The 14,991-nt window shown below is 41.2% G+C and carries 14 protein-coding genes; 6 read left to right on the top strand and 8 right to left on the bottom strand.

Annotation, left to right across the window (positions count from 1 at the left end):
* Window positions 1–22 precede the first annotated feature (22 nt).
* Window positions 23–1,051, top strand: a complete 1,029-nt coding sequence (ahr, locus tag SOI76_RS00230; RefSeq protein ID WP_104079982.1) for an NADPH-dependent aldehyde reductase Ahr — start codon at window positions 23–25, stop codon at window positions 1,049–1,051.
* A gap of 2 nt (window positions 1,052–1,053) precedes the next feature.
* Here ahr and SOI76_RS00225 read toward each other — a convergent pair whose 3' ends face one another.
* Window positions 1,054–2,478: a PLP-dependent aminotransferase family protein gene (locus SOI76_RS00225; RefSeq protein ID WP_039766637.1), complete on the bottom strand. Its 1,425-nt coding sequence runs from the start codon at window positions 2,476–2,478 to the stop codon at window positions 1,054–1,056.
* Window positions 2,479–2,568: 90 nt separating this feature from the next.
* Here SOI76_RS00225 and SOI76_RS00215 point away from each other — a divergent pair, with 90 nt between their 5' ends.
* Window positions 2,569–2,943 carry a hypothetical protein gene (locus tag SOI76_RS00215; RefSeq protein ID WP_104079981.1) on the top strand — a complete coding sequence of 125 codons (375 nt, stop codon included), beginning with the start codon at window positions 2,569–2,571 and terminating at the stop codon, window positions 2,941–2,943.
* On the opposite strand, the gene SOI76_RS00210 is transcribed toward SOI76_RS00215, so the two are convergent.
* A complete protein-coding gene (locus SOI76_RS00210; RefSeq protein WP_104079980.1) occupies window positions 2,927–3,829 on the bottom strand; it encodes a LysR family transcriptional regulator in 903 nt (300 codons plus the stop codon). The two genes, SOI76_RS00215 and SOI76_RS00210, sit on opposite strands and share 17 nt — an antisense overlap.
* A 120-nt stretch (window positions 3,830–3,949) precedes the next feature.
* Here SOI76_RS00210 and dkgB point away from each other — a divergent pair, with 120 nt between their 5' ends.
* Window positions 3,950–4,753: a 2,5-didehydrogluconate reductase DkgB gene (dkgB, locus tag SOI76_RS00205; RefSeq protein ID WP_104080069.1), complete on the top strand. Its 804-nt coding sequence runs from the start codon at window positions 3,950–3,952 to the stop codon at window positions 4,751–4,753.
* Between the two features lie 4 nt (window positions 4,754–4,757).
* The gene (locus tag SOI76_RS00200) at window positions 4,758–5,948 is read left to right on the top strand and encodes an MFS transporter (RefSeq protein ID WP_104079979.1); all 1,191 of its coding nucleotides are present in this window, start codon (window positions 4,758–4,760) and stop codon (window positions 5,946–5,948) included.
* Between the two features lie 40 nt (window positions 5,949–5,988).
* Here the strand turns inward: SOI76_RS00200 and SOI76_RS00195 are convergent, their stop codons facing one another.
* Together SOI76_RS00195 and dapB are read right to left on the bottom strand one after the other, a co-directional pair.
* Window positions 5,989–6,642 (bottom strand): START domain-containing protein, encoded by a 654-nt coding sequence (locus SOI76_RS00195; protein ID WP_104079978.1) that lies wholly within the window; start codon window positions 6,640–6,642, stop codon window positions 5,989–5,991.
* Window positions 6,643–6,692: 50 nt separating this feature from the next.
* On the bottom strand, window positions 6,693–7,514 hold the full coding sequence (gene dapB / locus SOI76_RS00190) for a 4-hydroxy-tetrahydrodipicolinate reductase (RefSeq protein WP_002119175.1): 822 nt from the start codon (window positions 7,512–7,514) through the stop codon (window positions 6,693–6,695).
* A gap of 183 nt (window positions 7,515–7,697) precedes the next feature.
* Here dapB and SOI76_RS00185 point away from each other — a divergent pair, with 183 nt between their 5' ends.
* Window positions 7,698–8,060: a hypothetical protein gene (locus tag SOI76_RS00185; RefSeq protein WP_032054586.1), complete on the top strand. Its 363-nt coding sequence runs from the start codon at window positions 7,698–7,700 to the stop codon at window positions 8,058–8,060.
* Between the two features lie 114 nt (window positions 8,061–8,174).
* Here the strand turns inward: SOI76_RS00185 and dnaJ are convergent, their stop codons facing one another.
* From dnaJ to SOI76_RS00165, 4 genes are all read right to left on the bottom strand, one after another.
* Window positions 8,175–9,287, bottom strand: a complete 1,113-nt coding sequence (dnaJ, locus tag SOI76_RS00180) for a molecular chaperone DnaJ (RefSeq protein WP_002119101.1) — start codon at window positions 9,285–9,287, stop codon at window positions 8,175–8,177.
* A gap of 103 nt (window positions 9,288–9,390) precedes the next feature.
* The gene (locus tag SOI76_RS00175; RefSeq protein ID WP_002119294.1) at window positions 9,391–9,768 is read right to left on the bottom strand and encodes a membrane protein; all 378 of its coding nucleotides are present in this window, start codon (window positions 9,766–9,768) and stop codon (window positions 9,391–9,393) included.
* 139 nt (window positions 9,769–9,907) lie between these two features.
* Window positions 9,908–13,033: an efflux RND transporter permease subunit gene (locus SOI76_RS00170; RefSeq protein ID WP_104079977.1), complete on the bottom strand. Its 3,126-nt coding sequence runs from the start codon at window positions 13,031–13,033 to the stop codon at window positions 9,908–9,910.
* Complete coding sequence (locus SOI76_RS00165; RefSeq protein ID WP_104079976.1) at window positions 13,030–14,136, bottom strand: efflux RND transporter periplasmic adaptor subunit; 1,107 nt, start codon at window positions 14,134–14,136, stop codon at window positions 13,030–13,032. Before SOI76_RS00165 ends, SOI76_RS00170 begins: the two co-directional genes overlap by 4 nt.
* A 150-nt stretch (window positions 14,137–14,286) precedes the next feature.
* Between SOI76_RS00165 and SOI76_RS00160 the strand changes: the two genes are divergently transcribed.
* Entirely contained in the window at window positions 14,287–14,910 is a 624-nt protein-coding gene (locus tag SOI76_RS00160) for a TetR/AcrR family transcriptional regulator (protein ID WP_104079975.1), read from the top strand.
* Window positions 14,911–14,991: the final 81 nt, after the last annotated feature.

The raw sequence follows: 14,991 nt of genomic DNA, 5'->3' as shown, positions 1-14,991 counted from the left end.
AAAGCCGCTTAAGGAGTTTCCGATGAGCAATAATACGATTCAGGCTTATGCTGCAATGCAGGCAGGTGAAAAACTGGTTCCTTACCAATTTGATGCAGGTGAATTACAACCGCATCAGGTTGAGGTAAAAGTTGAATATTGTGGTTTATGTCATTCTGATATCTCTGTTTTAAATAATGAATGGCGCTCAACCGTGTACCCTGTGGTTGCAGGTCATGAAATTATTGGACGAATTGTTGCTTTAGGCTCAGAAGCCAAAGGACTACAAATTGGGCAACGTGTTGGTATTGGTTGGACAGCTGAAAGTTGCCAAGCCTGTGATGAATGTATTGGTGGTCAGCAAGTACTTTGTACGGGCGAAAATGTCGCAACAATCGTGGGGCATGCTGGTGGCTTTGCCGATAAAGTCCGTGCAGGTTGGCAATGGGCTATTCCACTCCCCAAAGATTTAGACCCAGAAAGTGCAGGTCCGCTACTTTGTGGCGGAATTACCGTTTTTGACCCACTACTCAAACACAAAATTCAGGCAACGCATCACGTGGGTGTGATTGGTATTGGTGGTTTAGGCCATATAGCCATTAAGCTACTTAAAGCATGGGGCTGTGAAATCACTGCTTTTAGTTCTAACCCAGATAAAACGGAAGAACTCAAAGCAATGGGAGCCGACCATGTGGTGAATAGCCGCGATACAGAGGCAGTAAAAGCTCAAAAAGGTAAATTTGATTTATTGCTAAGTACCGTGAATGTGACTCTAAATTGGTCTGCTTTTATTGCAACACTGGCACCAAACGGAACCTTACATTTCTTAGGTCTTACGCTTGAGCCTGTTCCTGTTTCTGTTGGCTCTCTTATTGGTGGTGCTAAGTCAGTGACTGGTTCACCTACAGGTTCACCTGCTGCACTACGTCAGCTTTTAAAATTTGCTGCACGCAAAAAAATTGCACCTCAAATTGAGCTATTTCCAATGTCACAGCTCAATGAAGCAATTGAACGTCTACACTCGGGTCAGGCACGCTACCGCATTGTACTTAAGGCAGACTTTGCAGAATAAGGCTAACTCACTGTTTTAATCTGTTGTCGTGACCAGTCCGCCAAATCTTTAATGGCTTGGCGGACATCTGCTGTTAGCTCATGACCTGCATTTAAACGAATAAAATGCCGATAGCGTTCATCTTCACCAAAAACATGACCTGGAACTACAGTAATTCCATGTGATTTTGCAGTGTAATAGAGCGCCAAGCTATCTACAGTTTTAGGTAACTGCATCCATAAGGCATAACCCCCTTCTGGTTGGCTCAGCGCAATTGGAATACCTTCAAAGGCATTTAAAATACAACTACGATACTCCTCGACTTGCCGCATCAAATTCGGTCTTAACTGCTCTAAATGCTCTCGATAACCGCGGCTATAAATAAAATCAGCTAGGCCTAATTGTAGCGGTGTATTGACCCCTATATTACTGGCTACAAGCTCAAGCCTTAAATGTTGTAGCTTCGCACTTAAACAGAACCACCCTACGCGATACGCACTCGACAATGACTTAGAAACTGACCCACACCAAATCACATAGCCTTCACGGTCCCAATAGCGTATAGGCAATGGCCGCTCACCACTGTAGCCACACTCTCCATAAATATCATCTTCGATAATAAAACACTGATACTTTGCTGCTAATTCGGCAATCTTTTGCTTTTCTGCATTACTTAAACAATATCCCAATGGGTTCTGATAGTTGGCTGTCATTAAACAAACCTTAGCCAAACCTTGCTTCATAAATGATTCTAAGCGCTCAAGATCGATACCACGATGATGCGCTGGAATTTCAATAATCTGCCGTTTTAAACTGGCTATAAGCTGTAGTTGTCCATTAAAAGTAGGCGTCGGGATTAAAATACTATCGCCGACTTCTGTTAGATGTTGAATCACCAAAGACAAAGCAGGCATGCAGCCATTGGTAATAAAAATATCTTCTGCTGCGATAAAAATCCCATCTTCACGCCAATGATCAGATAGCGCTTTTCTTAACTGCTCATGCCCTTGTTTATTACAATAAAGAAAGTCTTGAGGCTGACAATTTTTTAAAGCCCGTTGAATAGAGCGACGTAAACCTTCCACAGGAATAAAATGAGGCGTTAACTGAATAGAGCCTAATGGTACAAGATGGCTTTGTAAGGCAGCTTCCTGAATTTGATTATGCAATTCCAGATTTGAAACTTGTCGAGGTAAAGACAAGAAATCTGGACTTTCAGGAATGGGGCCCGATTGTGCACGAGCTACCACAAAATAACCTGACTTCGGCTTTACATAAATAAGCCCCCTCGCCTCAAGTAACTCATAACAACTTTTTGCTGTACTTAAACTAATGCTGTGCTGACGAGCAAAATCTCGTAAAGAAATAAGTTTCTGGTGAGGTTTAAGCTCATCTTGATAAATACGATGTGCTAATTGATTGGCAAGAACCTGATATTGGAAAGTCATTCTGTGCTGCTTTTTTAAAAATTTCTGTATCTGTACTGGTTTATAGAACACCTTTAGGCTATAGAAATCAACTTAGAAAGTAGCAAAGTCATGAAATTAAAAGCTATATTTTTATTTACTATTGTTTTAGCTGGTTGCCAACAACAACCAAAAGATGAGCAGTACAGACATACTGTTTGCCAAAGTCTGATCGAAGGTTATTTAAAAATGACAAATCAACAAGACTATAAAATGCAGCAACGCACTGATGACGAGACCAGTACGATTTCTCATTATCAATATAAACGGAATAGCTCAAATGAAGTTGTCATGGTGAACTCGGTTTATTCCAAATTATATTTTAGCTGCCGAGAACATCAAAAAAGCTATTTTCTGTCTCAACATTTATCCCAAGGACAAACGACTCCACTTTTAGAAGTTCATTTTCCAACTGACAGTTACACTACTTTTAGAGAGCGTTTTTAAAACCGTCTTTTAACTGTTCTGCCAAAAACTCAATAAATAAACGAATTCGTTTTGGTAGATGCTCTTGTTGATAATACACAGCATGGATGCTTTGGTATTGATGTTCAATTTGGTCCTCAAATAAAGCAATCAATCGCCCTTCTTCAATATCTTTCCAAACCATAAATTCTGATAAGCATGTAATGCCGTGTCCACGTAGTGCAAGCTGTCGGACAGTTTCACCATTTGAAGCTTTAATATGGGGTTGAGCTACAAAATATTCATTGCCTATCTTAAGCGGCCAAGTGTTTAAGTGAGCTGGCTTGGTAAAGCCTATCAGTTCATGTTCGTTTAATTCTTGTGGCTGCTGAGGATAATTAGTCTGGTTTAAATATTCAGGGCTAGCGACCATATACAGGCGACTTTTGCACACTAATTTGGCATGCATACTGGAATCATTAAGTTCACCAAATCGAAATGCGACATCGGTTTTATGTTGTAGTAAATCAATAATTTGATCATTACTATTTAACTCAATTTCAATATGGGGATATTGCTTGCGAAAAGCATGCATTAATGGAGCAACAACATGTAAAACAAAAGGTGTGGCCGAATCAATTCGTATAAGACCTGAAGTATCTTGATCAGATCTTTGTAGTTCTTCTTCAGCAGCATTTAGCTCATTTAAGATTTTACGGGCCTTTACCAGAAACTGCTGCCCTTCTTGTGTGAGTTTTAATTTTCGTGTCGTTCGTTCTAACAAAGTCACATCTAACTTCGCTTCCAAGCGTGTTAAAGATCGACTAACTCCTGAAGGCGTTTGTTTTAAATGTTCTGCCGCCGCAACAAAAGAGCCCGTATCAACGATTGCGATAAACGCGACCAGCTCTTCAATTGTTGATTTCATGTCTTATTCCATTATTGACTAATGATCAAAGATATTTTGCTTATTCATGTATTTTTTCGCAACAATAAAAAAAGCAAAATGCATCTCATGTTAAATGATTATTCAAATTTAGGTGAACACATGAATATTCCACGTTTTGGTCTAGGTACTTTCCGTCTTAAAGAACAAGCAGTCATTGATTCTGTGAAAACTGCTTTAGACGTAGGTTACCGTGTAATTGATACTGCTCAAATTTATGATAATGAAGCTGCGATTGGTCAAGCAATTGCCGAAAGCGGTGTATCACGTCAGGACTTATTTTTAACTACAAAAATCTGGGTAGATAATTTTGCTCAAGATAAGTTTACTCCGAGCTTAAAAGAGAGCTTAGAAAAGCTTCGTACTGACCATGTTGACCTCACTTTAATTCATTGGCCAGCACCGGACTTAAGCGTTTCGATTCCTGAAATCATGAAGCTTTTACTTGAAGCCAAAGAACAAGGTCTTACTAAACAAATTGGTATTTCAAACTTCAATATTGAGCTTACTCAACAAGCGATTGATACAATTGGTGCTGAAAATATTGCAACTAACCAGATTGAGTTAAGCCCTTATCTTCAAAACCATAAACTTGTAAATTTCTTACAAGAGAAGAATATTGATGTCACTTCATATATGACACTTGCATACGGTAAAGTGCTTCAAGACCCAGTTTTAACTGAAATTGCAGCAGCTCATAAAGCAACGACAGCACAAATTGCACTTGCATGGGCATTGCAACGTGGTTTTGCAGTTATTCCATCTTCGACTAAACGTGAAAACCTGATTAGCAACTTAAAAGCACAGGATATCGAGTTAACTTCAGCTGAAATGCAAATGATTGCTGAGCTCGACCGTAACAGTCGTGAAGTTAGCCCAGAGCCATGGGCACCAGCTTGGGACTAAACTCATGAACACTCAATCAAATACGGCGTTCTCGTTATTGGCATTGGCAATTGGTGCCTTTGCCATTGGCACCACTGAATTCTCACCAATGGGATTGTTGCCGAATATCGCTAATGATTTAGGGATTTCAATTCCAACGGCCGGAATGTTAATTACAGGTTATGCACTTGGCGTCATGCTAGGTGCCCCATTCATGACCCTATGGTTCGGTGGTTTTGCACGACGTAATGCGCTTATTTTGCTGATGGCGATCTTTACGGTCGGTAACCTAATCGCAGCGTTTTCACCAAGTTATATGAGCTTATTAGGTGCACGTCTTATCACAAGCTTAAACCACGGTGCCTTCTTCGGGATTGGCTCTGTTGTAGCGGCGAGCATTGTACCCGCACATAAACAGGCCAGTGCTGTAGCAACTATGTTTATGGGTTTAACCATTGCCAATATTGGTGGTGTACCGTTAGCAACATGGGTTGGGCAGAACATTGGCTGGCGTATGTCTTTCCTTGCGATTTCTTTGCTTGGGGTGATTACCATGCTCGCTTTATGGAAAGCGCTCCCACAAGGTATGGTTGCCCAAAAACCAAATGTGAAAGCTGAATTAAAGGTATTAACGCGTACTCCTGTGGTCCTTGCGCTACTCACCACCGTACTCGGTGCAGGTGCAATGTTTACGCTCTATACCTATATTGCGCCAAGTTTGACTGAGTTTACCCATGCTTCACCGACTTTCATTACGTTCATGTTAGTGCTGATTGGTGTAGGTTTCTCAATTGGTAACCATTTGGGTGGACGTTTTGCAGATTTGTCTATCAACAAAACTCTGATTGGTTTCTTGGTCCTCTTGATTGTGATGATGGTGACTTTCCCAATTCTTGCACAAAGCCAGATTGGAGCAGCCATTGCATTATTGATCTGGGGTGCAGCAACCTTTGCTTTAGTACCACCTTTGCAAATGCGTGTAATGTCAGTCGCTCATGAAGCACCAGGACTTGCCTCTTCAGTGAATATTGGTGCGTTTAACTTAGGTAATGCCGTAGGTGCAGCAACAGGCGCGTTAGTACTCGATTTAGGTTGGGGTTATAGCGCAGTATCATTTGCTGGAGCATTACTAGCTGGCTTAGGTTTATTATTGGTTTTATTTCAAATCAAACGTGAAAGTAGCCCTGCACAAGCTTTACAGCAGTGTTCAGATTAATAAAAAAAGCGCCTGATCTCAGGCGCTTTTTTTAAGCTATTTATTTTAAAATATCTGGTAATTTAGGGTGTTCATAAATCGGACTGGTCACTTCCCGCTTCATTTTAAGCAGCATCTGATAAGGTTGCTGTTGAACAAACATATTTACAAAGCTCAACGGAATTGCACCAGCAGGGTCAGCGTAACCACTGGTGGTTACTTTCACCTTATTATTTGCAACTTTCTGGAATGTCCAATCCCCTTCATAGCGTGTTAAGCGCACTACATCAGGTTGTAACGGATAATTTCCACTAATTGCAGTATTTTTAATTGTCACAACGCCATTTGCAGCCTTGCTCATTTTTCCTTTTACAACGACATCACGATCTTTCAAAGGAAACGGAAAATCCAACACCATATACAGTGTGAACTCACCTTTTTTCTCATCTTGAGACAACATTTCAACTTTGCCCATATAAGGCACCCACTGGTCAGCACGATTTACATCTAAAATCACAGCGACAGCGCGTTCAAGTGGCACATCAAATGTGGTTTCTGCTTTATATTGAAAGACTGGATTATCAGTTTTTTGATAGGTCCAGACTTTAATATTATTGCGGTCTAAGCTGAGTTTAGCTTTTTCTGTAGAAGCAGCCCCCGTCCAGAGGCTGCTTAAGCAAAGAAGAGTGGTCAAGGCAATTTGTTTTTTATTCATGTTCTGCTCTATCTTGTTTTTCTCGCTACACATGGAATACGGTCAGGGTTTTAAACCTGTACGTCGTTCAATCCTAAAACATCTTTCATGTCATATTTACGCGCTTCACGGCCTACAACCCATGCAGCAGCTCGCACTGCACCAGCAGCAAAGTTCATGCGGTTAGTTGCTTTATGAGTCACTTCAACGCGCTCACCTTCACCAATAAACATCACAGTGTGTTCGCCAACGATGTCACCACCACGAATGGTTTCAAAGCCAATCGTTTGACGGTCACGTGGGCCTGTATGCCCTTCACGGCCATACACAGCAACTTCTTTTAAGTTACGACCTAAAGTATCTGCAATTGCTTCGCCCATCATTAATGCTGTACCTGACGGCGCATCTACTTTATGACGGTGGTGAGCTTCAATCACTTCAATATCTACTGTATCGCCAAATACTTTTGCTGCAAGCTCAAGTAACTTGATTGATACATTTACGCCCACTGAATAGTTCGCAGCGTAAACCACTGGGGTATGCGTAGCAACTTCGTCTAACTCAGCTTTTTGCTCATCTGACATACCTGTTGTACCAATAACCATGGCAACCCCAGCTTCACGGCAAAGCTTTAAATGCTGAGCCGTTGCAACTGGTGCAGTAAAATCAATGATTACATCGCAGTCTTTAAGAACTTCTGCCAAGTTTCCTGAAACCTTCACACCCACTGAACCAATACCAGCAAGCTCACCTGCATCAGTGCCCACCAAACTACTTTCCGGACGCTCTACCGCAGCAGCTAATTGATAGCCTGCCTGTTGAACTGCTTGAATAAGCGTACGGCCCATACGACCGCCTGCACCTAAAATACCAATGCGTGGAGCTGCTGACATAATCTTCCCAATCTTCGGTTTTACGTAATTTACCTACTATATCAAAACTCTTTGCTCATCTTAAAAAGTAAAAATTATTTTTTGAGTTAGGACGAATTTTAATCTGTTTTCACAAAAGTTAAAGAATTGATCGGCAGACTACGGAGCCACGAATGAGAAAAAGATGACTATAAGGAGTTCAGCATGCATTCGAGAATTATTAGTTTTACAGTAATGATGGGGATTATGAGTTCAGTGGCATTTGCAGAGCCTGCAATCCAGCCAGGAGACACATTAGAAAGCTTATCTAAAGCACGTATTACAACTAATGTAAGCACTCAAACAGCAACGCCTACAGCTCAAACGAGCGTAGCAACCGATGCCAATATCGACGTCAAAGTTGAAGATATTGACCCTATTATTGGTGAAACTACAGCAGAGGCACCAAAAGTAGCTGTACAGGCAGAAGCAGTAGCCGCACCAGTGATCGAAAGTGCTCCGACTTTTGCTTCTAGCGAGCCTACTGTAAGTGTTGACGACATTGATGTTGCTCACCCTACAGAGTAAGCAGAGGTAATTTTCTTTTAAGCAGAATAAAAATAATAAGATGAATCAGCGCAATAAAAAGGCGGATAGTTTATCAATATCCGCCTTCTTTTTAATTTCTTGTCTAATCAAGCATTAATCGAACAAACGATCAAAGAATGATTTTTTCTTTGGTGAAGAAGCACTGTCTTCGCCATCAAAAGAAGCTTGCAACTCTTTAAGTAATTCACGTTGGCGAGAATTTAAGTTGACTGGTGTTTCTACCACAATACGGCAGAGTAAATCACCGACCATGCTGCTACGTACTGGACGAACGCCTTTGCCACGTAAACGGAATAATTTACCTGTTTGCGTTCCCTCAGGAATTTTCAGACTAACACGGCCTTCCAAAGTTGGAATTTCAATTTCTTTACCAAGTGCAGCATCAGCAATGCTTACTGGTACATCCATATAAAGATCTGCGCCATCACGTTGGAAGATTTCGTGTTCACGAACTACAACTTCAACGTACAAGTCACCTGATTGGCCATCACGAATTGCTTCGCCTTTACCACTCAAACGAACGCGGTCACCATTATCTACACCCGCTGGAATTGTAACTTCCAACGTTTGCTGGCGATCAGCGACACCTGAACCATGGCATGCCTGACAAGGGTTTTTAATAATTTTACCTTGGCCACGACAAGTACCACATGTTTGTTGTACAGAGAAGAAACCTTGCTGCATACGAACTTGTCCTGAACCATGACAAGTTTTACAGGTTTCAACATCTTTTGGATTTTTAGAACCTTTACCATCACACACATCACATGGTGCAGGAGCAGTAAAGGTAATGGTTTTTTTCACCCCTTTTACAGCTTCTTCAAGGGTAAGTTCCATTACATAGCGTAGATCTGATCCGCGACGTTGACGCTGTTGACGTCCACCACCACCGAATGCACCACCGAAGATATCACCGAACTGGCTAAAAATATCTTCTGCGCTAAATCCGCCGAAGCCACCACCGCCGCCGCCAAAGCCGCCTTCGAACGCATTATGCCCCATGCGATCGTACATGCTACGCTTTTCACTGTCCGATAAAACTTCATAAGCTTCAGCAGCTTCTTTAAATTTCTCTTCAGCTTCGGCATTGTCAGGGTTTCTATCAGGATGATATTTCATCGCCAATTTACGGTAGGCTTTTTTGATCTCATCATCACTTGCGGTTTTTGAAACGCCTAAAACCTCATAATAATCACGTTTAGCCATTTTTGGCGGTGCTCCTCACGGAATTTTATCAATACTCTATTGCCGACTAAATGGGGGGCTTTAGCCGAATTTACAAGGGGGAAATGTTTAAAAAATAGATATATTAAAAAACTGCCTTATTTTTTAAATATTTAGACAAGCCTTTTAACCATGCATTTAATAGAAATAACCACGCAATAGCGCTAAAAACTACGCCAGCAACCGTAGAGGCTGTGACCCAAAGATTACTATCCCATGCAAAGAAGAAGAGCGGAATAAACCAGACAACAGCAAAAATTGCCATAAATAGAAATAGAATCGCATTGCGCATAATCCATAGCGCATGCGCATGAATCCAAACTTCTGCATTATCTACAACTGCCACTTTACGAGCGACCAAATAAGCAAAGGCCGCAAAAATAACCGTAAACAATGCAAGAAACATAAACGCATAAGAAATTACTATATAACGGCGATGCTGTTCGATATGGTCTTGCCCCATCTGTATTTCACCTCAATTCACTGCATTTTGCCTATTTTTTATGCAGCGAAATAATCCTGTATTTCTTGTGTAAAGACAGGTGCTACTATATTGGAGTTTTCAATATTTCGCACCTTTATTCACAAAAAATTTATGTATTTTATGCGGTTTTTTTCACCTTAAACCACGCTGCGTAGAGTGCAGGTAGGAAAAATAATGTCAGTAAGGTGGCAACAATCAATCCACCCATGATCGCAACTGCCATCGGACCAAAGAAAATACTTCGAGAAAGTGGAATCATGGCCAGAACAGCGGCTAAAGCAGTCAAAATAATTGGACGGAATCGACGCACTGTCGCTTCAATAATTGCTTCCCAAGTTGGATGTCCCGCTTGTCGGTCCTGCTCAATTTGATCAATCAAAATAAGCGAGTTACGCATGATCATGCCAGAGAGCGCAATTGTGCCTAACATGGCCACAAAGCCAAATGGTTTGTTAAATAACAGTAAGAATAAAACAACACCAATTAAACCCAGTGGAGCTGTTAACAACACGATGGTCGCGCGAGATAAGCTTTTGAGCTGAATCATCAATAATGTCATGACCACTGCCAAAAAGAGTGGCATACCAGCATTCACAGAATTTTGCCCGCGTGCAGACTCTTCTACGGTTCCACCCACTTCAATGAGGTAACCACTTGGTAATTCAGCACGTAACTTATCCATTGATTCAGCTAACTCACCTACAACGGTAGCAGGCTGCAAATTGGTACGAATATCTGCGCGAACAGTAATCGTCGGCAAGCGATTACGATGCCAAATTAAACCATCTTCAAACTTATACTCAATCTTCGCAATTTGAGCTAAAGGTACAGTGGTCCCATTGTTCGTTGGTACAGCTAAGCTTGCCAATGAAGCCACTTCAACTCGCTCTGCTTGGTCTCCGCGTAAACGGATTTCAATGAGTTCACGCTTTTCACGATATTGCTCAATCGCACTACCTGTAATTGATGCATTAATAAAGTTTGCTAAATCCAGACTAGAGACACCCATTTGTCGAGCACGGTCTTGGTCAATTTGAATAGAAATGATCTTACTTGGCTCGCCCCAATCTAAATGCACATTGGTGGTATTCGAGTTTTCACTCATTACTTTAGCGACTTGTTGCGCTTCTTTACGTACCAAATTTAAATCTTCACCTGACACACGATATTGCAATGGATAACCCACAGGTGGGCCATTTTCGAGTAATGACACACGAGTACGAACTTGTGGGAGTAACTGCTTAATTTGTGTTTCTAACGAACGACGAATGTCATCACGATCATCCAGTGATGATGCGAGTACAACAAACTGTGCAAAGCTGGCTTGCGGTAATTGCTGATCTAACGGTAAATAAAAACGTGGTGAACCTGTACCCACATAGGCCACATAGTTATCAATCCCTTTTTGTTTAGACAGAAAGTTTTCAACCTTTTTCACAGCTTGTTCTGTTGCTGTTAAAGAGGCTCCTTCTTCAAGTTTTAAATCAACTAAAATCTCGGCACGGTTTGAAGGTGGGAAAAACTGCTGAGGTACCAGTTTAAACATCAGCACAGATAGCACAAAAATACCCACCGTAGTCGCAATTACAGTTTTACGGTAGGTCACACAAAACTCGACCATCTTTCTAAAACGTAAATAGAAACTAGATTGATAAGGATCGTAGTGATGGTCCTGAGAAATGGCCACAGTTTGCGGTTGCGGCTTTTTAGTTAATCTTGCCCATAAGCGAACATACCAAGGTGCCTGATGGCCTGTTTTGGTAAAATCGGGTAATAGCTTTTCACCTAAATAAGGCACAAATAAAACCGCTGCCACCCAAGAGACCAATAAGGCAATTGTTACCACCTGAAAGATAGAGCGAGTGTATTCACCTGTACCAGACTGAGCCGTAGCGATCGGTAAGAAACCAGCCGCAGTAATTAGTGTTCCGGTTAACATTGGAAATGCTGTGGTTTTCCACGCAAATCCGGCGGCTTTAATTCGGCTATAGCCCTGCTCCATCTTAATAGCCATCATCTCAACCGCAATAATGGCATCATCGACTAACAGACCTAGCGCCAGAATTAAGGCACCCAGTGAAATCTTATGCAGTCCGACATCGAATAGACTCATACCCGCAAAGGTCATTGCTAAAACTAAAGGAATAGAAAAAGCAACAACCAATCCCGTACGGAAACCTAAAGAGAAAAAACTCACTAACAAGACAATAATTACTGCTTCAGCAAGTACCTTCACAAACTCATGAATACTACGTTGTACGGCTACAGGTTGGTCGGAAACTTTTTGCAGTTTCATACCTAAAGGCAAAGTTTTTTGCAGTTGGGCAAACTCTGTTTCCAGATTTTTACCTAAGGCAATAATGTCACCGCCCTTACGCATGGATAGGGCAATACCAATACCGTTTTCACCCATAAAACGCATACGTGGTTGAGCAGGTTGGCTAAAACCACGATAGACATCCGCAACGTCCCCCAGTTGAATGGTTTTATCGCCGACCAACAAAGGTGTTTTTTTAATTTCCTCAATGTCTTGTAAATGACCGCTTACTCTAATTTGAATACGATCTGTGCCCGTTTCAAAAAAGCCAGCACTTGCCATACTATTTTGCTTTTGTAAGGCTTCTTGAATTGCTGTAACCGGAATTCCAAGCTGTACCGCTTTAGTGTTAGAAATCTCAATCCAGATTTTTTGATCTTGTAGGCCAATCAATTCGACCTTACTCACATCCTTGACTCTTTGAAGCTGTAATTGCAAACGATCTGCATATTCTTTTAAAAGCGCATAGTCAAAGTCTTTGCCTGTTAGTACATAAATATTACCGAAAGTGTCTCCAAATTCGTCATTGAAAAATGGACCTTGTACACCATTTGGTAGTTCATGGCGAATATCATTAACCTTCTTACGAACGTTGTACCAAACATCAGGAATCTTGTCAGAAGTCAGTGAATCCTTGGCAACAAAAGTGACCATTGACTCACCCGGACGGGAGTAAGCCATAATCTTGTCATACTGCCCTGTTGTCATGAGTTCCTTTTCGATACGATCAGTCACCAGCGTTGAAACTTCTTTCGCAGTTGCCCCCGGCCAGTAGGTTTGTACAACCATGACTTTAAAGGTAAATGGTGGGTCTTCACTTTGTGAGAGTTTTGAATAAGAGATCGCGCCGATAATGCCAAGCAAGAGCATAAAATAAAGGACGAGACCTTTATTTTTTAATGCCCATTCCGAGAGATTGAATTTCATGGCTGTTTCACTCCCTGAATTTTCACCGCACGGTTTTCACGGTCAATCGGGTGAATCTTCTGTTTATCACGTAGCAAATGTACGCCGCCAATCACAACCCAATCATTTGGAGCTAAACCAGATAAAATAGGTACGCTATCTTTGCCATATGCACCAATCGTTACAGGTACTTTACGTAAAGTTTGATTTGCATTAACTACCCACACATAAGGCTGGTTATCTGTTGCTGAAACACTCGAAAGTGGAACGCTCATCACGTTGGTTTGAGTCGAACTAAAAAATACGCGTGCACTTTGTCCAAGCTGAATAGCAGACTGGCCTTCTTTGAGTGCTACCTTAACTGTAAAAGTACGGGACTGGTCCGCTGCGGGAGAAACTTCGCGAACATATCCGGCAAATTTTTCATTCGGTTTAGACCACAAGGTAATCCAAGCAGATTGGCCAACTTTAATCTCGCTAACCGCTTGTTCTGGTACACCAATGACAACTTCACGCTCTCCATCAATTGCCAGTTGATAAGCAGCTTGTCCTGCTGCCACTACTTGTCCAATTTCTATGTTCCGCGCAGTAATAACACCATTTTTGTTAGAAACGAGTTGGTTATAACCTGTCTGGTTGGCAGAAACCTCATAGTTAGAACGAGCTTGCTGTAGTGCCGCTTGTGCCGCGTCGTATTGATTTTTTACAGTGTCATATTGCGAACGGCTTACAGCATTAATCGGGAGTAATTGCTGAAAACGTTTAAGTTCATCTGCTGCCGTTTTTGCTGAAGCCTGTGCATTGTCTAGCTGAGCTTTAGCAGCATTTAATTGTAGCTGAGCATCTGCTACATCGAGCTTTGCTAATACTTGTCCTACTTTAACCCGGTCGCCTACATCCACATAACGAGCCGTAACTTGTCCACCTACCCGAAATGCTAAAGCCGTTTGTTGTCTAGCCTGCACATCCCCTGCATAGCTTTTTTGTTCATTGAGTGTGGTTAAGGGCTGTGCCACCATCACATAGGGTATTTCTTCTGTTTTTGGAGTTTCTTTACTACACCCCATTAATGTGACCATACAAACAATCACCATACTCATGATGAGAGGTTTTAACACATTCATATCTTATCGCTCTTATTCAAACTGATTTTTTAAGGCACAATATGCTTGCATCATAGTTCGTTTATTTTTTAATTAATATACTCACGGGTACATTAATTAAAGAAAAATGTATAAGTGTTTATTTTTTAAAATTATTATTTAGAGGGTTTTGTGCAAACAATTAATCAAAGTGGTCGCCCAAAAGATCTAGAAAAACGTGCTCGTATCTTACAAGCCGCTAAAGCTATATTTTTGAAATCTGGCTATCACGGTACCAGCATGAACCAGATTGCACAGGAAGCAGGTGTAACTAAACTAACGGTCTATAATCACTTTCAAGACAAAGCCAACTTATTTATCTGTGCGATTACAGAAACCTGTGAAGAGACACTGTGTACTAAACAATTCGAATTAGATGCATCGGCAGATTTTTATCAAGCACTCTTTATTGTGTGTTCACGCGCCTTGCAAATTATTTACTCACCTGAGGCACTTAAACTTGAACATGTTTTATTTGAACTTGCAGCAGAACAAAGCCCTTTAGCTGAACAGTTTTTTGATGCATCACATACTCGACTGCAAAATCAGTTAACCGAGTTTTTGCAAAAAGCAGCTCAATTAGGTTTTATTCAAACCGATGACCCAACCTATCAAACCGAACTTCTTTTGTCCTTATTGCTTGGTGTACGTCACCAGAAGGTTTTACTTAGGATCATTACTGTACCCAATACGCACGAGCTTGAACAAATTATTCAAGATGCAATTCATTTATTCTTGCTCAAATACCAGAATTAAACCAAAGTCCGATTGTCAAAAGTTGTGCTGAGTGCATGTCATCTTTTCAGCCTCAACATGCGAATTAAATGTTATTTTTTA

Source organism: Acinetobacter pittii, from assembly GCF_034064985.1.
GTDB classification, from domain to species: domain Bacteria; phylum Pseudomonadota; class Gammaproteobacteria; order Pseudomonadales; family Moraxellaceae; genus Acinetobacter; species Acinetobacter pittii_H.
The sequence above is the reverse complement of the archived record's forward strand: the minus strand, read 5'-3'. Positions and strand labels throughout refer to the sequence as shown.